A 24,466-nucleotide genomic window follows, 5' to 3' on the forward strand; every position below is an offset into this window, starting at 1 on the left:
TTATGTTTAAAAAAATGCATATCAAAATTGCTGTGTTTGTCTCGGCAATGCTTATTGTAACGGTTGTTTTTTTAACGGTTTCTTCATATTTGACATTAAAGCCGATGATGACGGAGGAAGCAAAACGTACGACAGAGAATGTCACCAATTCACTCGGTCAGAACATTGAGCTTCAGCTGAAAAATGATGAGACCGTATTAATGAGATTAGCAGACGGTGAATTGTCCCGGTCTTTTCTATCAGATGGGAAGAAAGAAACCGCGCGGCTTTTTAACGATGAGTTAAAACAGATCGGACAGAATGACAAATATGTCGCGCTTGCGTACGTCGGAACCGCAAACAAACAAATGTTTACATATCCAAAGGCCGATTTTGCCAAAGACTATGATCCGACAAATCGAACGTGGTATAAGATGGCGGCTGAAAAACCCGATAAGGTTGTCTGGACTGACCCTTATAAAGATGCAGTGACGGGAGACATGATCGTGACGGCGTCAAAAGCCATTCAAAACAGCGGAACCGTCGTCGGAGTGGCGAGCTTAGATTTGAAGCTGTCCTCTATTCAGAGCATGGTCAACGAGCAAAAGGTTCCGTATAAAGGATTTGCCTTTTTAGCGGATGAAAACGGCTCTCTTCTGGCCCATCCGGCAAAACAGGGAAAAAATACTTCGGAAGATCAGACGTTAAAAAACATCACTACGGACAAAGAAGGCATCAAAGAGCTGCAGGGGAACATGGTCGTCTACCAAACGGTAAAAGAAACAGGGTGGAAAGTCGGAACGCAGTTTGAAAAAGATCAGCTGATGGGAGTAGCCGACAAAATGAACACGGTGAGCATTTTTATGTCACTGATCGCCCTTGTGATTACGATCGGACTCAGCTATTTCCTCGCAAAAACGATAACCGGGCCGATTCAGCAGCTGATCGCCAAAACAAATTCAGTCTCAGCGGGAGATTTAACCGTCCGCGCCCAGACGAAATCAAAAGATGAAGTAGGCGAGTTAACAAAAGACTTTAACCAAATGGTTGAAAATATGAAAGAGATGGTCGAACAGGTCAAGGCCTCCTCGGAAAATGTATCTGATACATCTGACCAGCTAACCGTCATTTCACAAGAAACAAATGAAACGAGCGGACAAATCGCAAAAGCGATAGAGGAAGTCGCCGCCGGAGCGACAGAGCAAGCGTCAGAGGTTGAGACGATCAACGAAAAATCAGAAAATCTCTCGGTCAAAATAAAAGGAATCGCAGATCGCGCGGGCAGCATAAAACAACTCTCAAAATCTTCAGAGGATGCCAGCTACAAAGGATTGGACGCGCTCGGGCAGCTGCTGATGAAGTCAAACGAAGCCAATTCAGAAACGAAAAAAGTAGAGGCAATGCTGAATGACCTGGAAGAACAAACGAAAAACATAGAAGAAGTCGTGACGGCAATATCCGCCATTTCAGACCAGACGAACCTCTTGGCGCTGAATGCGAGCATTGAAGCCGCAAGAGCGGGAGAAAGCGGCCGGGGCTTTGCCGTCGTCGCTGAAGAAGTCCGCAAGCTTGCTGAGCAATCAGCTCTTTCTTCCGGCCATATCAGTGAAACGGTCCGGCTGATTCAATCTGAGACAAAAGAAGCGTCACACGCGATGATTGAGGCAAGCAGAATGAATGATGAACAAAACAGCGCCATTCATGAAACGGGTGAGGTTCTCAATCTGATTACGACGGAAATGCAGTCTCTCGTTCAAGGTATAGATCATATTTACAATGACATTCAAAAAATGAGTGAAGAACAAGCCGCGATTCAAGAAGCGATTCAAAGCATCTCCGCCATTTCTCAAGAATCTGCGGCAGCGGCGGAAGAAGTGAATGCTTCTACTGATGAACAGCTCGTTACGCTTGAAAAAGTGAAGCAATCGACTGACATGTTAAAGAGCGCGAGCGAAGATCTGATCAGCGCCATTTCTAAATTCACTTTGTAATGCGGTCTCTATCAGCCTATAATATGGTAATATAGACATGAAAGAATAATACTATGAATCGCATCAGGGGAGGAAAGCGCAGTGAACAAAACGGTCGGATTTATCGGTTTGGGCGTCATGGGAAACAGTATGGCATCGCACATTTTAGAAGCGGGCTATCCTGTTTTAGTCTACACGCGGACGAAACAAAAAGCGGAAGAGATTCTGAATAAGGGAGCGGTCTGGCAGGAGACGGTCAAAGACCTTTCAGAGAAAGCTGACATTATTATTACCATGGTCGGCTACCCGAGTGATGTCGAGGAAATCTATCTCGGCGAAAACGGCATTCTCCGGCACGCAAAAGAAGGGGCGTTTGTCATTGACATGACGACATCAAAACCGTCTCTGGCGAAGAAGATAGCGGAGAAAGCCAAAGAAAAGTCCATTCACGCCTTGGATGCACCCGTTTCCGGCGGAGACATCGGCGCGAGGAACGGAACGCTTGCCATTATGGCCGGAGGAGAAAAAGAAGCATTTGAAGCATGCCTGCCGCTTTTCTCCGTTATGGGGGAAAACATTCAGTATCAAGGGCCGGCTGGCAGCGGCCAGCATACGAAAATGTGCAATCAGATCGCGATTGCAGCGGGAATGGTCGGAGTGGCTGAAGCGATGGCTTACGCTGAAAAATCCGGTCTGAACCCGGAACAAGTGCTGAAAAGCATTACAACCGGAGCGGCTGGCAGCTGGTCATTGTCCAACCTCGCTCCCCGTATGCTGAAAGGCGATTTTGCGCCGGGATTCTACGTGAAACACTTTATTAAAGACATGGGCATCGCCCTTGAAGAAGCGGAGCTCATGGGAGAAGAGATGCCCGGATTGGCGCTCGCCAAATCATTATACGACAAGCTTTCCGCGCAAGGAGAAGAAAACAGCGGAACTCAAAGTATTTATAAGCTTTGGGTGAAATAAAAAAGATTGCCCGCAGGGGCAATCTTTTTTATTATTTATTTTCCGATGAATTGCTGTGTCCAGATGTTTCCTGATTCTACATAACCGACACCGATTTGAGTGAACTCGGGGTTCAGGATGTTCTTTCTGTGGCCTTCACTGTTCATCCAAGCTTTAACAACAGCTTCAGGAGTCGGCTGCCCTTTGGCGATATTTTCACCGGCAGTTTTATAAGTGATTCCGAAAGACTTCATCATATCAAAAGGTGAACCGTAAGTCGGACTTTGGTGATCGAAATAGTTTTTGTCTTTCATATCTTGTGATTTTGCGTGAGCTGATTTACTTAGTTTATCATCAATCTGCAGAGGTTTTAAGCCTTGCTTTTGTCTCTCTGCGTTTGTCAATTCAACGACTTTCTTTTCATACGCACTGACAGATGAAGGAGTTTTCTCGCTGCTGTTGTTTGTGTTAACTGTCTGTTTTGCATTGTCAGCCGTCTGGTTTTGATCGGCTTTCGGTTTTTCAGCAGCTGCCGGAGCCGTTTTTGCAGGTGTTTCTTTTTGAACGTCTTTAACTGTCATGTCAGAATGCTTTGCGTGTTTTTGCAGCAGCTGAGTCAGTTCTTTCTCATTTTTAACGTTCAGCTTTTTCACGCTCGTTTTCATATGTAGTTTTTCAACAGCCTCTTGAAGAGTCAGATGCTGTACAGTGTTTCCTTTTTTCACGGTAACGACGTGCTGGCATGACAGCTCTTTGGCAGATGCCTGCTGAATGCCTCCGAATGTAATTAAACTGACTGCCGCGGCGGCAGATAAGAGAAATGCTTTTTTCATAGTTAATAGCCTCCCAGAGAAGTTTTTTTCTACATGAAAAATCTTATCACAGCTTTTTTGTCATAATGCAGGCAGCCATTTCCTTTGACAACAAACTCTTGTCATAATTGTAATTGAGCGCAGAAAAATAGCTCTATACCGGGAAAAACGATCTGTATTTATTTTTTAAAATCCGTTACATCTCTTCAAATTATTTGAAGTGTTAGATATATTTTAAGATAATTTGATCTTGACAGTTTTTTTTACCCGTTTTCGCTGTAACAACTTTTACAAAAATGTTACAATTAAAATCTGTTTATGTAAATATATTCAATGATTTGAGAGGTGTAACAGAAAGTGGCTGAAGTTGCGCGCGAACCAAAGAAAAAAACGAAACGTTACAGAGCGCTGAGAATGAATCTCTATTTTTTGATTGTTTTTCTTCTCTTTACGGCACTGATTTTTAAACTCGGCATCGTCCAGATTGTCGAAGGGGATAAACACCGCCAGGATGCGGAGAAGGCAAATGCAAAAACCGCCTATTATCCGACACCGCGGGGAAAGATGTATGACAAGCGGAACAGGGTGGCGGTTGATAACCAGGCTGTGCCTGAAATTGTATACGTTTCTACCTCAAAAACCTCGGCAAAGGACAAATTGAAAACGGCAAAAAATCTCGCCGCACTGATTCATATTGATACTGAATTTATGAAGGATCGAAATATCATTGATTACTGGCTTGCCGCACATCCGAAGAAGGCGGAAAAGCTTATGAAGGATTCAGAAAACAGCCTGAAACCGCAAGAAGTATACAAACGCCAGATTGAACGCGTCCCGAAGCAGGAGATTGACGCGATCAAAAAAGATAAAAAAGAGCTGGAAATCGCGGCGATTTATACGCGTTTTTCAAGCGGAAACGCCTATCAGCCGCAAGTCGTCAAATCAATGGACCCCAATAAGCTGAACGGAAACGGAAACAGCGGTTCATTGCTTGACGAGCATGAAAACAACAAGCAAAAACCAAAAAGCGATCTGACATATGAAGAAGTTTCCGTCGTATCCGAGCACCTGAAAGAGCTCCCCGGCATTGACGTGATCAATGACTGGACGCGAAAATATCCATACGACAAAACGCTGTACTCTCTGTTCGGCGGTGTGACGACACCGGAACAGGGATTGTTGGGCGAACGGAAAGATTACTATGTCACAAGAGGCTACTCACTGAATGACCGGGTGGGAAAAAGCTACATCGAATATCAGTATGAGGACTATTTAAACGCGCATAAAGAAAAAGTAGAGTATGTGGAAAACAGCAAAGGTGAGGTCGTCAGCCAAAAGCCCGTCGATGAAGGCAGCAGAGGCTACGATCTGCAGCTCTCGCTCGATATGGAATTACAGTCGAAAGTCGAAAAAGTCATTGAAAAAGAGCTGAGAAGAAGCCGCGCCGCAGGCAACTATATGGTTGACAGAGGATTTGCCGTCATGATGGACCCGAACAACGGGGATATTCTCTCAATGGCGGGGAAACGCATCGATCTCGAAACAAATAAAACACAGGATTTTGCGATCGGAGCATTTACGACCCAATATGAGATGGGCTCTTCTGTTAAAGGAGCGACTGTTCTTGCGGGTTACCAAAGCGGCCTCCCGCATTATAAAACGTTTGTCGATGCACCGCTTGTATTTAAAGGCGACACGAAAAAACAATCGTGGACACAAATGGGAGCCATTACTGAGCTGACCGCGCTGCAAAGAAGTTCAAACGTATATATGTTTCATGTGGCCATGCATATCGCGGGCATTACTTACGTCCCGCACGGCACGCTGCCTGCCGGATTAGACGATATTAAAAAAATGCGCAACTACTACGCCCAATTCGGCCTAGGTGTGAAAACCGGGATTGATCTTCCGCAGGAATCAGCGGGCATGCAGTCAAATCCGCAAATGGTCGGGGGATTGCTGCTTGACTTTGCGATCGGACAGTTTGATACGTATACGCCGCTTCAAATGGCTCAATATATTTCAGCCATCGCAAATGGCGGGTATCGCGTCCAGCCGCGGATTGTCACAAGCATTCATGAACCGGACAGCAAAAACAAGATTGGAAAAGCGATTGAACAGCGAGATAGTAAAATTTTGAACAAAGTAAATAACAGTCCGAGCGATTTTGACCAAGTTCATAAAGGGATGAAATTGGTTACAAGCTCACCTCAGGGAACGGCTTATTCAACATTCCAAGGTTCCGGCGCTGATGTTTCCGGAAAAACGGGAACCGCGCAGACGCGCTATTACGGCACGAACAAAAACTGGTGGGGGAAAGACACTTATAACCTGACCTTTGTCGGCTATTATCCGTCAGAACATCCACGAGTGGCATTCAGCGTCGTCGTACCGACTGTTCAGGATGATCACGATCCCGTCAGCAAAAACATTGCCAAAGGAGCAATTGACGCTTACAAAGAGCTTGAAAAGAAATACAATAAAAAATAACAAATGAAAGGGCGGCCGAACATATCGTGCGCCCTTTCTTTCATTCAGGAAAATTGACGTTCACAATAAGAATAGAAGGAGAATGCTCATTTTTTAGCGAATCAATCTAGTGGAATTTCTTTTTATATCAGTCCGTGTCCAGCCTGCAGTGCGAGTATAATGCAAAGGAGGGATTCTGTGGAACAGGATACTCAGCATGTCAAACAGTTTCAATCGAAAACCGATCTTCATGCCGTTTTGACGTCTAACGGGCGTATTATGTATATTTCTGCAAACTGCAAATCGTACTTCAGTTATTCTCAGGAAGAGATGATCGGGTCATTTCTCAAAACGTTCCTGCATGAAGAAGATCAATTTTTGGTTGAAAGTTACTTCTATAATGAGCATCATTTAATGCCTTGCACCTTTCGTCTTATTAAAAAAGATCATACCATCGTATGGCTTGAAGCGGGTGTGGAAATTGTCACACCGCAAATGGAGGGGACGGATCGGGAAATCATCCTCAAAATCAAGGTGCTTGAGGAGAAGACCCCCCGCCGGCCTTATATGTATGAACAAAAGAAGCAAAAGGCAGAACAACAGTCGGAAGATGCGGCTGGAAACGGCGAATTCGAGCGTCTTGTCGAAATGCTGCCGAATCCTTTATATGTCAGCATCAACGGCACAATCGCCTACGCCAACAACGCGATGCTTGCCATGCTGGGAGCCGAAAGCAAAGACGAGGTAATCGGCAGGCGCTCTTATGAGTTTATTGAAGAAGAGTATCACGACATTGTGAAAAACCGAATTGTGCGGATGCAAAAAGGAATGGAAGTCGGAATGATCGAACAGACGTGGAGAAGGCTCGACGGCACGCCCGTTCATTTAGAAGTGAAGGCGGCACCGACGACATATAAAAATCAGCGGGCGGAATTGCTGCTTCTGATTGATATTTCTTCACGGAAAAAATTCCAAACGATTCTGCAAAAAAGCAGAGAGCGTTATCAGCTCCTCATTCAGAATTCAATTGATACGATCGCCGTGATTCACAATGATAAATGGGTATTCATGAATGAGTCGGGCATTTCGCTGTTTGAGGCTGAAACATATGAAGATTTAATCGGGAAAAACGTCTATGATCAGCTTCATCCCTGTGATCATGACGGCGTGAAACAGCGGATCCAAAATATTATCAACCGAAAGACTGAGTCAGAAATTATTAAGCAATCGTGGTTTACCTTTAAAAACCGGCTGATCTACACGGAAATGGTCTGCATTCCGACGACGTTTTTCGGAGAAACGGCCGTGCAGGTCATTCTGCGTGATATTTCTGAGCGGAAGCAGACGGAGGAATTAATGCTGAAGTCGGAGAAGCTGTCTATCGCAGGGCAGCTGGCGGCGGGAATCGCTCACGAAATCCGCAATCCGCTGACGGCGATCAAAGGATTTTTACAGCTCATGAAGCCGACGATGGGGGAAAACGAACATTACTTTGAAATTGTGTTTTCTGAACTGAGCAGAATCGAATTAATTTTAAGTGAGCTTTTAATGCTTGCCAAACCTCAGCAAAACGCCGTGAAAGAGCGTGTAAACTTAAAGAAAATTATAAGTGAAGTGACCGCTCTTTTAGAGACGCAGGCAAATCTTAAAGGGATTTTTATCAAAACGGATTATGAACATGACAGCATGTATATTAACGGTGATCAAAATCAGCTGAAACAGGTGTTTATCAACCTGATTAAAAATGCCGTTGAGTCGATGCCGGATGGGGGAACGGTTCACATCATCATGACAGAAGATGAGTACTCCGTTAATGTGACGGTGAAAGACGAGGGTGACGGGATACCGGAAAACGTGCTGAAACGAATAGGCGAACCGTTTTTGACAACGAAAGAAAAAGGAACCGGCCTGGGGCTGATGGTCACATTCAACCTTATTAAAAACCACCAGGGAGCCATCCAAGTAGACAGCAAACCGGATAGAGGCACGGCCTTTCATATTACATTCCCGAAACAATAAAAAACAACGGCGTTATGCCGTTGTTTAAATAGTCTGCATGGATTCTCTCGTTTTTAAAATAAATGCTTCCAGCCGGTCCAAGCCTTCTCTCAATGTATCCAGTGAATATGCGAATGACAGCCTCACATACCCTTCACCCAACTTTGAAAACGAGCTGCCGGGCACAAGAGCCACACCTGCATCCTCTAAAAGAGCCATACTAAAATCAAACGATGACATTCCGAATGACTTAATGGAAGGGAAGATATAAAATGCGCCTGACGGCTTTACGACGTCAAGCCCCATTGAAACAAGACGGTCATATACATAGTCAAGCCGCTTTTTATACTGTTCTCTCATAATAAGCGCATCATCAACACCGTTTGTCACCGCTTCAAGAGCCGCTTTCTGAGAGATTGAAGACGCGCATGTCACACTGTATTGGTGAACTTTTAAGATGTGCTTGGCAATTTCTTTCGGTGCGAAAATGAAACCGATTCTCCAGCCCGTCATGCTGTGTGATTTTGACAGGCCGTTGATAACGATCGTCTGGTCTCTCAAATAAGACGCGATCGAATAATGCGGTCTGTCATAGGTTAATTCGCTGTAAATCTCATCAGACAGGACAAAAACATTTCTGCCCTTCAGGACGGCCGCGATGTTTTGCAGCTCTTCCTCAGACAATGTCACTCCGGTCGGATTTGACGGATAAGGAAGAATGACGCATTTTGTTTTTGGTGTCAGCGATTCTTCAATGAGCCGCGCCGTCAGCTTAAATCCGTGTGTCGTCGTATCCACATGAACCGGAACGGCGCCCGACATGCGGATGATCGGTTCGTAGCCCGGATATATCGGTCCGGGGAGAATAACTTCATCGCCCGGAGATAAAATCGTCCGCAAAGACGCGTCAATCGCTTGGCTTGCCCCGGTTGTGACGATGATTTCAGTTTCAGCTTCATAATTCAAATCAGCTTTTTTCTTCATATAAAGCTGTACGGCCTGTCTCAGCTCAAGGCCGCCCGCATTCGGAGTATATGCCGTTGCGTTCTCGTCGATTGCCTTTTTGGCAGCCGCTTTGACATGGTGCGGCGTGAAGAAATCCGGCTGACCGATTGTAAGCGAAATGACATTGTCGTGCTGAGCTACAAGATTTGAGAATTTGCGAATTCCTGAAATTTCAATTTCTTTTACATTCGGATTAAGCAAATGTTCCATAATTCATCACCTTATACTATATATTGAGTTTATCCTATTTTACCACTAGCTGAGCATTTGTCATCTTTTTATTGAACTATCCCGAGTATATGTCCGATATGTGAAAACATACCTTCTTTCAGAAAAAAATAAGACAACCAGCTGAAATGATTGTCTTCATTGTATCATGATCTATCTATTGTGATATGTGGCGAATGTCATTAATACCCGTATTCAAAGCTGACGTCTTCCCGCCATAAGATGTAGGGAGCGGGCTTGTCGGGACGCTCTTTCGCCTCTTTTTTCATTTGCAGGTAAGCCGTTTTGCTGATATCTTCTAACACCGTCATTTGATCTTGGTCGAATATGACTACTGTACCCATTTATTACACCCTTCTTCCTGAAAAATCCTTGACTATTTTACCACTCGATGTCAAAAAGTCAATGGGATATCAGAAAAAAGCATTTTTTTATAAAGAGTTCATGGCCAGTTGGACCGAATACATTCACTTTTTCCGTTTCCAGCCGATATATACAGTACAATACTGAATGCGGATAGCGAGGGATTGAATTGTCTTTACAACAATACGATATTTTATTGGATTCAGGCACAAACGAATTAGAAATCGTCAAATTTGAAGTAGGCGTCAATACATTTGGCATAAATGTGATGAAAGTCCGGGAAATCATTCAGCCGGTAGAGGTCACATCTGTGCCTCAGTCTCATAAAGACGTAGAAGGGATGATTAAGCTGAGAGGCGAAATTCTTCCCGTCATCAGTCTGTATTCCTTTTTCGGCGTTGATGCCGAAGGAGCAAAAGACGATAAATATATCGTAACGGAATTCAACAAGCGGAAAATCGTCTTTCACGTCGGTTCCGTTTCACAAATCCACAGGGTGTCCTGGGAGGCGATTGAAAAGCCGACTTCCCTGAACCAGGGCATGGAGCGGCATTTAACGGGAATCATCAAACTGGAAGACACGATGATCTTTCTGCCTGATTATGAAAAGATCATTTACGATATTGAATCGGCATCCGGCGTTGAGACTTATCATGTCCATCAGGAAGGATTTGATGAAAGACGGGCGGGTAAAAAACTGATCATCGTTGAAGATTCGCCGCTTCTGATGCGTCTTTTGACGGATGAGCTGACTGAGGCGGGGTACAGTGAAATCGTTACGTTTGAAAACGGAAAAGAAGCGTATGATTACGTCGTGGAACTGACGGATAACGGAGCAAACCTGTCAGACCATATTGACATGATTATCAGTGACATTGAGATGCCGAAAATGGACGGGCACCGTTTGACGAAGCTCCTTAAGGATAACCCGCAAAGCTCTGATGTGCCGATTATGATTTTCTCGTCCCTGATTACGGACGACCTGCGCCACCGGGGCGAAGTAGTCGGAGCGGATGAACAGATCAGCAAGCCTGAAATCAGCGAGCTCATTAAAAAAGTGGATACGTACGTGATTGAATAGAAAAAAGCCGATGCATGACGCATCGGCTTTTTTGCGGCGGAATTAAAAATAACTCTCACCAAGTTTTTTAAATACGGGTTTATGATAAGCGGGCTGCTGCCTGTTGGCGGCAAGCGGTTTTTCCTTTAAGCCCACATATTTTTGCAATACGTTTTTCGCTTTTGTCAAAGACATTTGTGCTTTAGGATTGCGGTACGATTGATTTAACGTACCTAAATGCGGAAGATGCTGGAAGTCTTCTTTTGTTGGAGGCATGTGAAAATAGTAGTCTCCGATAGAGATAAGTACGTCTGACTGCTGTTGGCTAAACCTGGGATTATTTGAAAAGTGAAGCCCTATTTTTTTCCCTTTGCCTTCTTTCACAAGCTTTTGTAATGCCCGTTTTTTCAGCAGATAAAGGTATTTAGGGTTGGGGGCGGTTTTTGCATGGCGGTTCACAGTATAAACAGCTTTTGAAAGATTCTCGATGGTTGGCTGCAGCTCTTTCGAATAAGCGTGGTCGTCCATTATTTCTCTCCTTTGCATTGATCAAGTTCATATATAGATTATACTTTTTTAGCGTTGAAATGCAAATATTGATTATAAAAATACGCCTTTTTCTGATGAAAAGGGCGCATCTTTTTCCTTTATTAGACAGGATTCGCATGTTTTTCGGAATCAGCCTTTAATGATTGCTGCACATCGACCTCTGCTGCCTCGGCGCTGTATTTCGGAAGAGCGATAAAATAGAACACAAATACCGCTAAAATCACGATTCCCATGCCGTAATAAAGGTAATCAATATTGGTAACGAATTTCGGAAATAACAGGGCGACCAGTCCGAGTGTAATCGATTGGGCAAACATCATAAAAGGATCCTGCCAGCCGCTGACCCGGCCCATTATTTTCGGATGAACGATTTTCGGCATCCAGCCGCCGATGGCGATATTGACAGGGCCGATGCACATGCCGAGGACGAAAGCCGCCGCATAATAAATCCACAGCTTATCCGTATAGCCGAGGACAAAAATGAGCAGTCCGGCTGCCAAAATAGGAATCGACATCAAATGATGCGGTTTGACTTTTTTTGCGATCATCGTTCCGATTACACTTCCTGCAAGCAGGCCGAAGCCGAGTGCGACGGTGAAGATGGAAGTATGTGATTCGTAATGATCAGGCGCAAGTCCGTATTTCATCGTAAACATCGGCAGTACGGCAAAGCCGCCGTTGACAAAACCAAAGATAAAAAAGCCGAAAATAAGGGAAGCAAGCAATTTGTTTTTAACAATATATACGATCCCTTCCTTAAAATCAGCGACCGAGTCTTTCAGAAACGAATCTCCCCATTTAAAAGGGCCGTTCGGCTGACGGGCTTCTTTCGGAATGCGGCAGGCGCGGATCAGAAAGCCTGATACAATAAAGCTGACAAAATCAAGGATAATGGCTCCGTGAATACCGATCGTTTTATACATAAACGCGCCTATACCGACGCCGAATACCATGAAGATGCTGAACAGGATCTGGTTAAGTCCCGCCGCTTTCGCGTAATGCTCCTTAGGCAGAATAGCTTGTACAAGGCTGGCTTCCGCCGGGAAAAAGAACTTGGTCACGGCGCTTCTGATGAACAAAATACAGAACACGAGAGGGATGCTCCCGGTGTATAATGCGGCAAACAATACGATCGTCAGTCCGGCTCTGATCCAGTCACAATTCTCTGCGACTTTTTTTCTGTCAAGCCGGTCAGCTGCGACACCGACAATCAGAAATACGAAAACTGTCGGCAGTGAATACATCAGCTCAGCCAAAGTCGTGTATGCCGGCTGGTTTGAAAAATGGTCCAGCAAGTAAAAAGCGAAAGCCATATTACCTACAGTCGTTCCCATTTGAGAAGCGAGTGCTGCGAAAAAGAGACGGACAAAATTGCGATTTTTAAATATATCCATAAACACGCTCCTTACCCTAAAGGTCCCACTGTAATATATTATCATCAGCTCGTTCCATTAACAAATAAGATCTTTCTATCTTATAATAGTCACCCTTGTTCCATTAGGAACGGTAGCGGCAAGTTCAGTGACGTCCTGATTATACATCCGGATGCATCCTTTTGATACCGCTTTGCCGATGGAGGAAGGATTATTTGTTCCGTGAATGCCGTAATGAATTTTAGAGAGGCTGAGCCAATAAGCGCCGAACGGGCCGCCGGGCTTAGGCTGGCGGTTCACGATGTAAAATTCTCCGGTCGGCGTGGTCGTCAATATTTTTCCGACTGCGATGGGGTACGTACGGATGAGCCTGCCAAGGCGGTATAACTCCAGTTTCTTCGCTCCGATATACACGATGATGGAGTAGGGAATGGTGGATGGATCGGGAAGATTCGGTATGATAATATGCTGTCCCGCGTATATGACCGATTGGATTGAGGGATTTGCCTGAAGGAGAGCAGCAGTGCTTATTCTGAAGTCTTGCGCAATGCTGGAGATGGTTTCTCCTTGTTTCACTTGATATGTCAGCAGTTTCATCACCCTCCTTTTTGCTCTTTTCCATATACATATTACGGAGGGGGTGTCTGTGCATCAGGATAAAAGTCTTATTTTTGCTCGGTTTTCAATGTGAACAGCGTGATTTCCGGTCTGGCTAAAAATCGATACGGCAGTCTTGTCGTACCGAGCCCGCGATTGACGTAAACGGCTGTGTCATGCAGCGTATACATGCCGTCGGTATACGTTTTTCCGTAAGGAGGCGTAATGAGAGGGCCGAAAAACGGGAGCTGGACCTGGCCGCCGTGAGTGTGTCCCGACAGCTGGAGGTTTACGGGATATTCGCCTATCTTGAGAGCGGCATCAGGCTCGTGGACGATTAAAATGGAAAAAGCATCTTCGGAAAGGCGGGACAGGGTGACTTCATAATCGGGTTTTCCGAGCATTACATCATCCAAAAACGCGAGTTCAATCCGGCTTCCGTCTGTCAGCTGCACCTGACGATAGCCGTTTCGAAACACTTGAAAATCAGCCGCTTCCATCAGAGCCTTGTACGTGTTCGTACCGTAGCCTCCGTGGTCATGGTTTCCGTAAACACAAAGTTTGCCGAAGGGAGCTTCAAGATTTTGCAGCACGGCGAGTGCATGCTGGTGATCATTAAATAATTGCGGCTTATCAATTAAATCTCCCGTAAAGATGAGCAGATCGGGTTTCAGCTGATTGATCTTTTCTGCTGCTTTATTCAAGTCACCGGATGTAAACACATCACTGAGATGCGTATCGCTGAATTGAACGATTTTAAAATTGTCAAAGCCGCGGGGGATCAGACGGTTGGTGATTGTATGCCGGGTGACCTCAATCATGCGCGGTTCAATATACCGGGCATAGCCGTAACCTCCGCAAGCCATTGCGAGAGCTGCACCCAAAATGCCGAATCCTCTTTTTAAAAATGTTCTTCTGGTCATTTTCTCCATATGTAAAACCAACCTTTGTCAGAGTTGTTCTATTATATCATCAGCTTGGCTGAAAAATCCCTTCTCAGCATGTAATGACGCGGAAAGACATTTGTGATAAAATTATGAATGATTATTCATTCAATAAAAGGGGTGGGTTTGTTATGGATAAGAAAGCGGTAATCATTACAGGCGGTTCAAGCGGCATGGGAAAAGCAATGGCGAAAAAACAGGCTGAATTAGGATGGCACGTCATGGTGACAGGGAGGAACCATGAAGCACTTGAGGAAACAAAAAAAGAAATTGAGACCTTTGAGGGGCAGGTCGCCTGTTTTCAAATGGATGTCCGTTCTGATTCCGCCGCTTCAGACATGATTACAGAAGCGAAAAAAGTATTTGGCCGGCTCGATGCGCTGATTAACAATGCGGCCGGCAACTTTATTTGCCCGGCAGAGAAGCTGACGCCCAATGGATGGAAAGCTGTTATTGAGATTGTTTTAAACGGCACATTTTTCTGCAGCCAAGCCGCGGCAAGGCATTGGATCGAGCAGGAGCAGAAGGGCGTCATCTTAAATATGGCCGCTACATACGCATGGGGAGCGGGAGCGGGTGTCGTTCATTCCGCTGCAGCCAAAGCGGGGGTATTGTCACTGACAAGAACGCTGGCCGTTGAATGGGGGAGCAAATACGGCATCCGCACAAACGCGATAGCCCCCGGCCCTATTGAACGGACAGGCGGTGCGGAGAAGCTGTTTGAATCGGAAAAAGCGGTGTCCCGCACTATGAACAGTGTGCCGCTCGGCCGGCTGGGCACACCGGAAGAAATCGCCGCGTTGGCAGCGTTTTTACTATCTGATGAAGCGTCCTACATAAACGGGGACTGTATCACAATGGACGGGGGGCAATGGCTGAATCCTTATCCGTTTTAATTTTTCATATATTGATTATTTTGCAAAACAAGCGAACGTTAAAGCCGCCGTTCGCTTGTTTTATTTTCTATTCAAAATTATGATATAATTTTGAAAGATTAAGGGGCGGTTAATTGAAGAAATTATTAAAATGGTTTGTTGTACTATTTGTAAGCAGTTTCGTTATCATCTTTAATATTTGGTACTTTATCATTTGCGCTTTTACTCCGGAGTATTATCAAAATACCAATCTTACATCTGATGAAATAATCAGATTTGAAAAGCTATATCACATAGATTTTCCTGATGAAACGAAATTTATTAAAGCCAGGGAGTATTTGAGTGGGCTCGGAGGCGATACATCGGCTGTATTATATGTGTCTCTGCCAACTAAGCTGGCGGAAACAATTTTATCTGATTATACGTATATGCCAATAAATCATACTGATCATGCCGGTTCAATGTATGGAGTTGACGTTTCCAAGAGTGTTGGCGGGTTAACAACTCTTACATTTGGCACTTTAGATAAAAAAGGAACTTTCTTTCAGTTGGAACATGAGGATGATTGGATATATAACAGAACTGATTGGAGCCATTATTTTTGGACAGCTGCCGGTTATAATGCTCTTATATTTATCCTTTTATTTGTGATTGTGAAACAAATGAATAACGTCCTTAATTAACCGGAAGAGTATCTTAAAAAGTTTTCCCCTTTTATTTTAAGCTGCTGCCATACTGCCTCCTTTTCCCCTAATCTAAACATTTGTGGTGCTGATATAATTGTGTATAATCAGACAAAGATAGAGAAGCAGGTGATAACATGTTGGACCCACTTGATATACTGACGAATATTGATGATGTCATTCCGTATTACCAAGCGATTTTTAACGCTGAGGAACAAAGAGTCGTAGGCTACGAAGTGCTTGGCCGGATTTTGGCAGATGCGGAGATTGAGAGCCTCGGGCCGTTTTTCTTAGATTCCGGCATTCCGGAAGAATATAAGCTTGAGGTCGATGACAGAGTCATCAGGCAGGCGCTGGAGCGGTTTAAAGAAGCTGATCGTGATCTGTTGATTTTTATCAATCAGGATGCGAATGTATTGATGCTTGACCACGGCGAAAGCTTTCTTGAGCTTTTGAAAGAATACGAAGAGCAGGGCATTGAATTGAACCGTATTGTGCTTGAGATCACCGAGCACAATTTCGAAGGCGACATTGAACAGCTGTACCATATGCTTGCCTACTATCGTACATACGGCATTAAAATCGCGGTGGACAATATAGGTAAGGAGAGCAGCAACCTGGACAGAATCGCGCTCCTTTCACCGGACCTTCTGAAAATAGATTTGCAGGCGCTGAAGGTATCTCAGCCGTCACCATCATATGAGCATGTGCTGTACAGCATTTCATTGCTGGCGAGAAAAATCGGCGCCGCGCTGCTGTATGAAGATATAGAAGCTGATTTCCAGCTCCAGTACGCATGGAGAAACGGAGGCCGATTTTTTCAAGGCTATTATCTGCAGGCGCCGAGCGGCGATTTTATAGACCGGAGCCTGTTAAAAGCACGCTTGAAAACGGAGTTTCAGCAATTTATCACGAGAGAAAAAAAGAAGCTGGAAACGGTCTATGAACACTCTGAGAATTTTTATAAGCGGGTCAATCAGGCAGTTTCCGAGCTGAAGAAAACCCATCAGGCGGACGATGAGTTTATTAAAAAACTGGCGGAAAACCTGTCCGACTGCTGCTTCAGAATTTATATGTGTGATGAAGAAGGCTATCAGCTGACGGGAAATGTGTTCAAGCAGTCCGGCGAATGGCTTTATCAGCCTGAATACATGGAGAAAAACTGGAGCTGGCGTCCGTACTTTTTAGAAAACATCATGAAGATGCGGAATTCAAGAAAAGGCTTTTTCAGTGACCTGTACAGTGATATTGAGACAGGTGAGATGATCAGAACCTTTTCATACCCGATGGATGACAATATGTATTTATTTATCGATCTGCCTTACTCTTATTTATATGAACAGGACGGATTACTTTAAAGCGGCTGCTGTATGCCGCTTTTTTTGTTCATTTGAAAAAAGTTTTAAAAAACGTTTGACAATGATACTGATAATCATTATCATTTGGTTATAGAGAGAAGTTACTCTCTGTTCCCCAACCCCTCTATCAGATCAAGATCCGAAAAAACTTGGCGCTACCCCCGCCAAGTTTTTTTATGCTGTTTCCTCATAAAAGGGCTTCTCCTCACATACATCTGACAATGGCGGCTCAAAAAGCGAAAAATTATTTTTGAAAGGTGTATGACATTCCGAAAAAAGCTTCAAACTATTCGAAAACACGGTTTTCCCGTTTATTTCTTTTTGAAAATCCAGCGGGAAAATGCCATCCCGGTCTACTTTATGGTATGATGCTCTGTAGAACTTGTATTATAATAAATACTTGTTGATTTGAAGTTGTTTTTTGAAAGGAGTCTTTTTTTAGAATGTCACAATTAATGGGTATCATCACGCGGCTGCAAAGTCTGCAAGAAACAGCGGAAGCGGCTAACGAGCCGATGCAGCGTTATTTTGAAGTTAACGGCGAAAAAATTTGCAGTGTTAAATATTTCGAAAAAAATCAAACGTTTGAACTGACGGTTTTCCAAAAAGGTGAAAAACCTAACACATATCCGTTTGATAACATTGACATGATTTCTATTGAAATTTTTGAGCTCCTTCAGTAATTTGATTTGATTTTTCAGGCTGACCAAGCTTCCGGTCTTCCGCAAGCGGAGCTTTATTAAATTATGCAAAGGAACGTGCTTGTTCGTTTGGTTGTAGACTCTGGAAAGAGGAGTGTCCGTACATGGCTGATTCTTTTCTGTTTTATAATCTTTCTGAGGCACAGATGACCTTTCAAGACGTGACGGAGCGGCTGAAACGCTTTGTCAATAAAGACCCCCGTTCAGCATACGTGCTGTCTGTAGGGACTGATTCACAAGTTTACCGCGACTTCACAAAGTTTATTACGGCTATACACTTGCACCGTACAGGCAAGGGAGCTTGGGGCTGTTTGAAAAATCACGATCTTGCAAGACCGATACATAGCCTTCGCGAAAAAATTTCGCTGGAAACCGCGTTCAGCCAGGAGATGGCAGCGCATATCCTCGACGGCCGTCTTATGGAACTGACAGATTTGCTCTTGCCTTTTACGGATGAAGGGGCGGATCTTTCATTTGAAGTGCATCTGGATATCGGTCAAAAAGGGCTGACAAAAGAATTGATACAAGAAATGACCGGCCGCATTACCTCGATGGGCATTGAAGCGAAAATCAAGCCTGATTCCTGCACAGCATTCAGTTATGCCAATCGTTACACAAAATAATATTTCATACAGAATCCGCAAAATGTCGAATTATGCGGTTGACGATTTTTTTCTGTTTACTTATTCTAGCGGTAGAGCTGAAAGCAAATTTCACATTGCTTTCAGAGGTATTCAGTTAAAAATAGGGGGCCTGATTACGTATGAGTCTTATCAGTGAACGATTTACGGAAGAAGAACAGAAACTTCTGCTGAATATCCTGATCAATCAAGAATATGCCATTGAGCTTTTGACCAGCGAAATCAACGATATAGAAGCAGGGTCAAAAAGCGTTGATGGAACCACTTATAAAAAACTCGTAACGCTCTATGACCGTTTTCGGAACGAAAATTAATCAGCGGCCTATAAATTGATACTCGATTGCAAAGAGTATCTTTTTTATTGACGGAAACTTTTCGACAAAAAATGATAATGTTTATATTATTGCAATATAGGGAATACATGCTTTGATGAAAAATGTAAAGGGGTCGAAGTGACATGATTAGCTTACAATCAGATCAGCTTCTTGATGCAACAGTCGGACAATTTATGATCGAGGCGGATAAAGTGGCGCACGTTCAAGTCGGAAACAACCTTGAGCATGCTCTATTAGTGCTGACGAAAACCGGCTATACCGCCATTCCCGTCCTTGACGCTTCGTACCGTCTGCACGGTTTGATCGGGACAAATATGATTATGAACAGCATTTTCGGACTTGAACGGATCGAGTTTGAGAAGCTGGATCAAATTACGGTTGAGGAAGTCATGCTGAAAGACATTCCCCGTCTCCACATCAATGATCCGATTATCAAAGGGTTCAGCATGGTCATTAATAACGGCTTTGTCTGCGTTGAAAATGATGAAGGCGTCTTTGAAGGCATTTTCACGAGAAGAGTCGTGTTAAAACAGTTGATCAGCCATATCAGATCATTGAATAAGTAGGCTCGCACGATCAGCCTATTTGTTCTTTTTCATGCCGGAAAAAGAAAACGCATACATATGAGTGGCGCTTGCCTCGGCAGCCTTTATTTTATTAGAATGGTAGATAAGAAATACGAAAAGGCATTGAAAAGGAGGACGACATGCAGCTTCAAGAGCTTCATATGCTCGTAGTTTTAGCTGAGGAATTAAACATGAGGAAGGCTGCCGAACGGTTATTCGTGTCACAGCCGGCTCTGTCCCAGCGATTGCAGACCATTGAAAAAGCCTGGGGAACAAAGATCTTTCTAAGATCTCAAAAAGGACTTACGGTAACGCCGGCAGGAGAGAAAATCATACAATTTGCAAATGACGTCACGGATCGGCAAGAAAGAATCAGAGAAAATATTGATGAACTTGAGGGTGAGATTCACGGCACATTAAAGCTTGCCGTCGCCTCCATTATCGGGCAGCACTGGCTTCCGAAAGTGTTAAAAACATATGTGGAGCGTTATCCGAATGCAAAGGTCTCTCTCATTACAGGGTGGAGCAGCGAAATGCTGAAAAGTCTGTATGAAGATCAGGTACATATCGGCATTATCCGGGGAAATCCGGAATGGAAAGGCCGGAAAGATTATTTAATGACCGATCATTTATATTTGGTTGATACGGAAATTTCCTGTATTGATGATATAGCCCATACCGATCGGCCGTTTATCCAATTCAAAAGTGACAGTACATATTTTCAGGAAATTCAGCATTGGTGGCATCAAAAATTCAAAACCTCGCCGAAACAGACCATCCTCGTCGATCAGATTGAAACGTGCAAGCAGATGGCGCTACACGGGATCGGTTATGCCATTCTGCCGTCAGTCACCTTAGAAGAGGAAGATAAAGTAAATAAAATGCCCCTGCTTGATACAAAGGACCATCCGATCGGCCGTGACACATGGCTGCTCGGATATGAGCCGGCATTTGAATTAAAACAGGTGCAGGCTTTTGTTTCTGTCATTAAAGATATGCTGAAGCAGGAACGGCCATTTTAGAAAGACAGCAATCATGCTGTCTTTTTTTATTTTTTATTGACAATGAAAATCATTATCATTTAAAGTGTTATATATGTTAATGAAAATCATTATCAATTACGAGGTGATCATATGCAGAAAGCATTAATGATATACGCAAGCATGTCGGGGAATACAGAGGATATTGCCGGCATTATAAAAGAAACACTGAGCGGGCATCAGATAGCAGTTGACTGTCTTGACATGGACGAAGCAGATGCGGATTCTCTCGAAGCATATGATTATGTTTTTGTCGGCACGTACACATGGGGGGACGGTGATCTTCCTTACGAAGCGGAAGATTTTTACGAAGATATTCTGCATAGCCAGCTCAACGGACTGAAAACGGCTTGTTTCGGTTCAGGCGATCACGCCTACCCGAAGTTTTGCGAAGCGGTCACGCTGTTTTGCGATGCGTTTGAACAGGCCGGAGCCAATTTATATCCGGAAACGCTGAAAATCGAGCTGGCGCCCGAGACGGCTGAAGATCAAGAATGCTGCAAAGAATTTGTCCGCGGTTTTCTTGCATGGGCCGCTCACCACGGAGACCGGTGCCATGTTTCATAAAGGCGCGACGGCTGTCATGGCATCAGTGACTTCAGGATATTTTGTCGCAGTGAAAGACGAAGGTATTTTTCATTTTTCCGCGGAAGAAGGCTGGAAAAGACTATTCCGAGTGAAAAGCAGGGTTCATGTGCTGACTTATATAGGGCCCTACATATTCGCGGCTGGAGAAAAAGGCGTCGTCCTCAGATCAGCCGATCAGGGAAAGACTTGGACGGCCTCCCGATTTCCGACCAGCGCCTCCGTATGGGCCGTTGCCGGGCGGAATGACGGGTTTGTCTGTGCGCACGGCACATACTGCCTCTACTTATCTGATGATTTCGGCGTCACTTGGCATGTGGCTAAGCCCTTTTCACAATTAAAGGAGCCGCCTGTCATCCGTTCGCTTTGTTTACACGGTCAGACGATTTATATCGGCACCCGGATTCATATGAATCATGGCGGCATTTGGGCGTATGATCTGACGGAAGACCGCATCCGGCGTATAAGCCGCGAAAGGCAGCGCATGACGGCTTCAATGATGATGTATCAGAATGACTGGCTCATTGCAGTAAAGGGCGCGGCAAAGGGAGAACGGGGGGAGGTTGCCGTCCGAAACGTGCGGACGCAAGAGGAGTTTGCCATTACAGCCGGGCCCGCCGAACGGGAAAAATCATTTCTCGACGTTTCTGAGGATAACGGGGTTATTTATGTCACATCGTCACAGGACGAAAACGGATTTTCGCGTATTTATCAAGCTGATCTCGTCGCCGGTGAATTAAAGTGGTTTGATACGATCCGCGGTCACGGATGGCGGGTGGCCAACCGGGAAGAAAACTTTTTTTGCGCGGGCCTTTACGAAAGTAAGTTTGTCAGACCGTATGAGGCGGTACGGCTCGCACATTAGTTTTTATGCATAAAGGAGAGACGAAGATGGGGAATGTATTGCTTGTTTACGCTACAATGTCAGGAAACACCGAGGCGATGGCGGATTTAATTGAAAAAGGGCTGATCGAAGCACAAGCATCCGTAGACAGATATGAAGCGATGGATATTCATGCCGAACTTTTTAATGATTACGAGTATATTTTATTAGGCACATATACGTGGGGAGACGGGGATCTTCCTGATGAAATGCTCGATATTGCTGAAGATATGGAAAACCTGGAGTTTACGGGAAAAACATTTGCTTTGTTCGGTTCCGGAGATACGTCCTATGAGTTTTTTTGCGGAGCGGTTGACGAATTGGAAAAAGTAATCACGGCCCGCGGCGGGCGGGTGGTGCTGCCGTCGGTCAAAATTGAAAACAACCCTGAGGGCGGTGAGGAAGAAGAGCTCCGGGAATTCGGAAGACAGTTTGCCGCGCTGTGCAGCCAGCCGGCAGAATAAAGGCTTGTTCCTTTTTTTCTTGTCTTTGTATCCTTCCTTTGTTACAGTAATGAGGTAGAAAATCAGAGGAGGACAATACATATGAAAATGATGGATGCAAATGAAATTATTTCATTTATTCAAAATAGTACAAAATCAACGCCTGTAAAAGTGTATGTAAAAGGCGATCTTGAAGGAATCAGCTTTGGCGATTCCGCTAAAACATTCCTGAACGGCCAATCCGGCGTCGTTTTTGGCGAGTGGGCTGAAATTAAAAGCGCAATCGAAGAAAACAAAGACAAAATTGAGGATTACGTCATTGAGAATGACCGCCGCAACTCTGCGATCCCGATGCTTGATTTAAAAGATGTTAAAGCGAGAATCGAGCCCGGCGCTATTATCCGCGACCAAGTCGAAATCGGCGACAATGCCGTTATCATGATGGGTGCATCTATTAATATCGGTTCAGTCATCGGCGAAGGTACGATGATTGATATGAACGTTGTGCTCGGTGGACGCGCGACTGTCGGCAAAAACTGCCACATCGGAGCGGGTTCTGTATTAGCGGGCGTTATTGAGCCGCCTAGCGCTAAGCCTGTTGTCGTGGAAGACGACGTTGTGATCGGCGCAAATGCGGTTGTGCTTGAAGGCGTAACAATCGGTAAAGGCGCGGTTGTCGCTGCCGGAGCCATCGTTGTAAATGACGTCGAGCCATATACCGTTGTAGCGGGAACACCTGCGAAAAAAATCAAAGATATCGATGAAAAAACAAAAGGCAAAACAGAAATCAAACAGGAATTACGCCAGCTGTAAGGAATGGTTTGATAGAATGGGCGTGGATGATAAAATCCACGCCTTATTCTTATCTCAAGGAGGAATACATATGGAAAAAGAGCGGCTCATTGCCATCCGAAGAGATCTGCACCGCATTCCGGAGATCGGCTTTCAGGAATATAAAACCCAACAGTACCTGCTGAATCTATTGAACCAATATCCGGAGGAAAGAATTGAAATCGAAACTTGGAGAACCGGCATCTTTGTCAAAGTCAACGGCACGGCTCCGGAAAAAATGCTCGCCTACAGAGCGGATATAGACGCTCTGTCGATTGAAGAGCAGACGGGGCTTCCGTTTGCATCTGAACACCCCGGTTTTATGCACGCATGCGGCCACGATATGCACATGACCATCGCGCTCGGCATTATTGATCATTTTGTCCATCATCCCGTCAAACATGATCTGCTCTTTTTATTCCAGCCGGCTGAAGAAGGACCGGGCGGAGCGGAACCGATGCTTGAAAGCGATGTGCTGAAAAAATGGACACCGGATTTGATTACCGCTCTCCATATAGCACCTGAGCTTCCTGTAGGCACAATCTCCACCAAAAGCGGATTGCTGTTTGCCAATACGAGCGAACTCGTCATCGATCTCGAGGGGAAAGGCGGGCATGCGGCATATCCGCATACAGCAGACGACATGGTCGTCGCCGCGAGCACGCTTGTCACGCAGCTGCAGACGGTCATATCCAGAAATACGGATCCACTTGACAGCGCTGTGATCACTGTCGGAACGATTACCGGGGGCACGGCGCAAAATATCATCGCAGAGCATGCTCATCTGGAGGGAACCATCCGGACGCTTTCCGAGGAATCAATGCGTATGGTGAAAAAGCGGATTGAAGAGCTTGTCAAAGGAATTGAAATCGGCTTCCGATGCAAAGGAAAAGTTACATATCCGTCCGTTTATCATCAAGTTTATAATACGAGCGGTCTGACCGAAGAATTTATGCAATTTGTCAGCGATCATCAGCTTGCTGACGTGAGAACGGCGAAAGAAGCGATGACCGGAGAAGATTTCGGGTACATGCTGAAAAAATATCCCGGCTTTATGTTCTGGCTGGGGGCCGATTCATCCCACGGGCTTCATCACGCAAAGCTGAACCCGGATGAAGATGCGATGGAAACCGCGGTAAATGTCATGGTCGGATATTTTTCGAAGTATGCCAATTAAATCCGAAAAGAAGAATAATCTAACAAAAATTGAGCATTCTACATAACGGAGGT

24 protein-coding genes and 1 pseudogene are annotated in these 24,466 nt (G+C 44.7%); 18 read left to right on the forward strand and 7 right to left on the reverse strand.

Annotation, left to right across the window (positions count from 1 at the left end; all coding sequences use genetic code 11):
• Positions 1-2: 2 nt before the first annotated feature.
• Positions 3-1,970, forward strand: a complete 1,968-nt coding sequence (locus SB847_RS02640) for a methyl-accepting chemotaxis protein (protein WP_410562545.1) — start codon at positions 3-5, stop codon at positions 1,968-1,970.
• 81 nt (positions 1,971-2,051) lie between these two features.
• On the forward strand, positions 2,052-2,918 hold the full coding sequence (locus SB847_RS02645; RefSeq protein ID WP_003154640.1) for an NAD(P)-dependent oxidoreductase: 867 nt from the start codon (positions 2,052-2,054) through the stop codon (positions 2,916-2,918).
• Between the two features lie 35 nt (positions 2,919-2,953).
• Here SB847_RS02645 and SB847_RS02650 read toward each other — a convergent pair whose 3' ends face one another.
• Positions 2,954-3,730 carry a CAP domain-containing protein gene (locus SB847_RS02650; protein WP_410562541.1) on the reverse strand — a complete coding sequence of 259 codons (777 nt, stop codon included), beginning with the start codon at positions 3,728-3,730 and terminating at the stop codon, positions 2,954-2,956.
• 336 nt (positions 3,731-4,066) lie between these two features.
• On the opposite strand from SB847_RS02650, the gene SB847_RS02655 reads away from it, so the two are divergent.
• Positions 4,067-6,199 carry a peptidoglycan D,D-transpeptidase FtsI family protein gene (locus SB847_RS02655; RefSeq protein ID WP_410562538.1) on the forward strand — a complete coding sequence of 711 codons (2,133 nt, stop codon included), beginning with the start codon at positions 4,067-4,069 and terminating at the stop codon, positions 6,197-6,199.
• A gap of 177 nt (positions 6,200-6,376) precedes the next feature.
• Positions 6,377-8,197 carry a PAS domain-containing protein gene (locus SB847_RS02660; protein ID WP_017417673.1) on the forward strand — a complete coding sequence of 607 codons (1,821 nt, stop codon included), beginning with the start codon at positions 6,377-6,379 and terminating at the stop codon, positions 8,195-8,197.
• Here the strand turns inward: SB847_RS02660 and SB847_RS02665 are convergent.
• Both SB847_RS02665 and SB847_RS02670 read right to left on the reverse strand, forming a co-directional pair.
• Positions 8,178-9,391 (reverse strand): annotated as a pseudogene (locus SB847_RS02665) (aminotransferase A). The gene SB847_RS02660 and the pseudogene SB847_RS02665 overlap by 20 nt on opposite strands.
• A gap of 200 nt (positions 9,392-9,591) precedes the next feature.
• Entirely contained in the window at positions 9,592-9,753 is a 162-nt protein-coding gene (locus SB847_RS02670; RefSeq protein ID WP_007409608.1) for a hypothetical protein, read from the reverse strand.
• Positions 9,754-9,941: 188 nt separating this feature from the next.
• Here SB847_RS02670 and cheV point away from each other — a divergent pair, with 188 nt between their 5' ends.
• Complete coding sequence (gene cheV / locus SB847_RS02675; protein WP_088462207.1) at positions 9,942-10,853, forward strand: chemotaxis protein CheV; 912 nt, start codon at positions 9,942-9,944, stop codon at positions 10,851-10,853.
• A gap of 42 nt (positions 10,854-10,895) precedes the next feature.
• Here cheV and SB847_RS02680 read toward each other — a convergent pair whose 3' ends face one another.
• The 4 genes from SB847_RS02680 to SB847_RS02695 form a co-directional block, all read right to left on the reverse strand.
• Positions 10,896-11,360, reverse strand: a complete 465-nt coding sequence (locus SB847_RS02680; RefSeq protein WP_003154622.1) for a YkyB family protein — start codon at positions 11,358-11,360, stop codon at positions 10,896-10,898.
• 122 nt (positions 11,361-11,482) lie between these two features.
• A complete protein-coding gene (locus tag SB847_RS02685; RefSeq protein WP_007611093.1) occupies positions 11,483-12,775 on the reverse strand; it encodes an MFS transporter in 1,293 nt (430 codons plus the stop codon).
• 75 nt (positions 12,776-12,850) lie between these two features.
• Positions 12,851-13,345, reverse strand: coding sequence for a L,D-transpeptidase family protein (locus SB847_RS02690; RefSeq protein ID WP_088462390.1), 495 nt, complete (start codon positions 13,343-13,345; stop codon positions 12,851-12,853).
• Between the two features lie 74 nt (positions 13,346-13,419).
• Positions 13,420-14,283 (reverse strand): metallophosphoesterase, encoded by an 864-nt coding sequence (locus tag SB847_RS02695; RefSeq protein WP_410577311.1) that lies wholly within the window; start codon positions 14,281-14,283, stop codon positions 13,420-13,422.
• A 143-nt stretch (positions 14,284-14,426) separates the two neighbouring features.
• Here SB847_RS02695 and fadH point away from each other — a divergent pair, with 143 nt between their 5' ends.
• The 13 genes from fadH (at position 14,427) to SB847_RS02760 (ending at position 24,413) form a co-directional block, all read left to right on the forward strand.
• On the forward strand, positions 14,427-15,191 hold the full coding sequence (fadH, locus tag SB847_RS02700) for a 2,4-dienoyl-CoA reductase (protein WP_003154618.1): 765 nt from the start codon (positions 14,427-14,429) through the stop codon (positions 15,189-15,191).
• 113 nt (positions 15,192-15,304) lie between these two features.
• The gene (locus SB847_RS02705; protein WP_410577312.1) at positions 15,305-15,853 is read left to right on the forward strand and encodes a hypothetical protein; all 549 of its coding nucleotides are present in this window, start codon (positions 15,305-15,307) and stop codon (positions 15,851-15,853) included.
• 137 nt (positions 15,854-15,990) lie between these two features.
• Entirely contained in the window at positions 15,991-17,211 is a 1,221-nt protein-coding gene (locus tag SB847_RS02710; protein WP_044801349.1) for an EAL domain-containing protein, read from the forward strand.
• A gap of 443 nt (positions 17,212-17,654) precedes the next feature.
• Positions 17,655-17,894: a YkuJ family protein gene (locus SB847_RS02715; RefSeq protein ID WP_003154613.1), complete on the forward strand. Its 240-nt coding sequence runs from the start codon at positions 17,655-17,657 to the stop codon at positions 17,892-17,894.
• A 122-nt stretch (positions 17,895-18,016) separates the two neighbouring features.
• A complete protein-coding gene (locus SB847_RS02720) occupies positions 18,017-18,535 on the forward strand; it encodes a ribonuclease H-like YkuK family protein (protein ID WP_007409617.1) in 519 nt (172 codons plus the stop codon).
• A gap of 140 nt (positions 18,536-18,675) precedes the next feature.
• Positions 18,676-18,867: an antirepressor AbbA gene (gene abbA, locus SB847_RS02725; RefSeq protein ID WP_003154609.1), complete on the forward strand. Its 192-nt coding sequence runs from the start codon at positions 18,676-18,678 to the stop codon at positions 18,865-18,867.
• Positions 18,868-19,010: 143 nt separating this feature from the next.
• Positions 19,011-19,454 (forward strand): cyclic-di-AMP-binding protein CbpB, encoded by a 444-nt coding sequence (cbpB, locus tag SB847_RS02730; RefSeq protein WP_410562522.1) that lies wholly within the window; start codon positions 19,011-19,013, stop codon positions 19,452-19,454.
• 140 nt (positions 19,455-19,594) lie between these two features.
• The gene (gene ccpC, locus SB847_RS02735) at positions 19,595-20,476 is read left to right on the forward strand and encodes a transcriptional regulator CcpC (RefSeq protein ID WP_007611101.1); all 882 of its coding nucleotides are present in this window, start codon (positions 19,595-19,597) and stop codon (positions 20,474-20,476) included.
• A gap of 111 nt (positions 20,477-20,587) precedes the next feature.
• The gene (locus tag SB847_RS02740) at positions 20,588-21,061 is read left to right on the forward strand and encodes a flavodoxin (protein ID WP_012117440.1); all 474 of its coding nucleotides are present in this window, start codon (positions 20,588-20,590) and stop codon (positions 21,059-21,061) included.
• The gene (locus SB847_RS02745; protein ID WP_410577314.1) at positions 21,051-21,944 is read left to right on the forward strand and encodes a WD40/YVTN/BNR-like repeat-containing protein; all 894 of its coding nucleotides are present in this window, start codon (positions 21,051-21,053) and stop codon (positions 21,942-21,944) included. The genes SB847_RS02740 and SB847_RS02745 overlap by 11 nt, the downstream gene beginning before the upstream one ends.
• A gap of 26 nt (positions 21,945-21,970) precedes the next feature.
• Positions 21,971-22,426 carry a flavodoxin gene (locus tag SB847_RS02750; RefSeq protein WP_282999996.1) on the forward strand — a complete coding sequence of 152 codons (456 nt, stop codon included), beginning with the start codon at positions 21,971-21,973 and terminating at the stop codon, positions 22,424-22,426.
• Positions 22,427-22,507: 81 nt separating this feature from the next.
• Positions 22,508-23,218 carry a 2,3,4,5-tetrahydropyridine-2,6-dicarboxylate N-acetyltransferase gene (gene dapD, locus SB847_RS02755; RefSeq protein WP_007409623.1) on the forward strand — a complete coding sequence of 237 codons (711 nt, stop codon included), beginning with the start codon at positions 22,508-22,510 and terminating at the stop codon, positions 23,216-23,218.
• Positions 23,219-23,288: 70 nt separating this feature from the next.
• On the forward strand, positions 23,289-24,413 hold the full coding sequence (locus tag SB847_RS02760; protein WP_012117444.1) for an N-acetyldiaminopimelate deacetylase: 1,125 nt from the start codon (positions 23,289-23,291) through the stop codon (positions 24,411-24,413).
• Positions 24,414-24,466 lie beyond the last annotated feature (53 nt).

The organism is Bacillus sp. SIMBA_026, assembly GCF_046535335.1.
Taxonomy (GTDB): domain Bacteria; phylum Bacillota; class Bacilli; order Bacillales; family Bacillaceae; genus Bacillus; species Bacillus velezensis.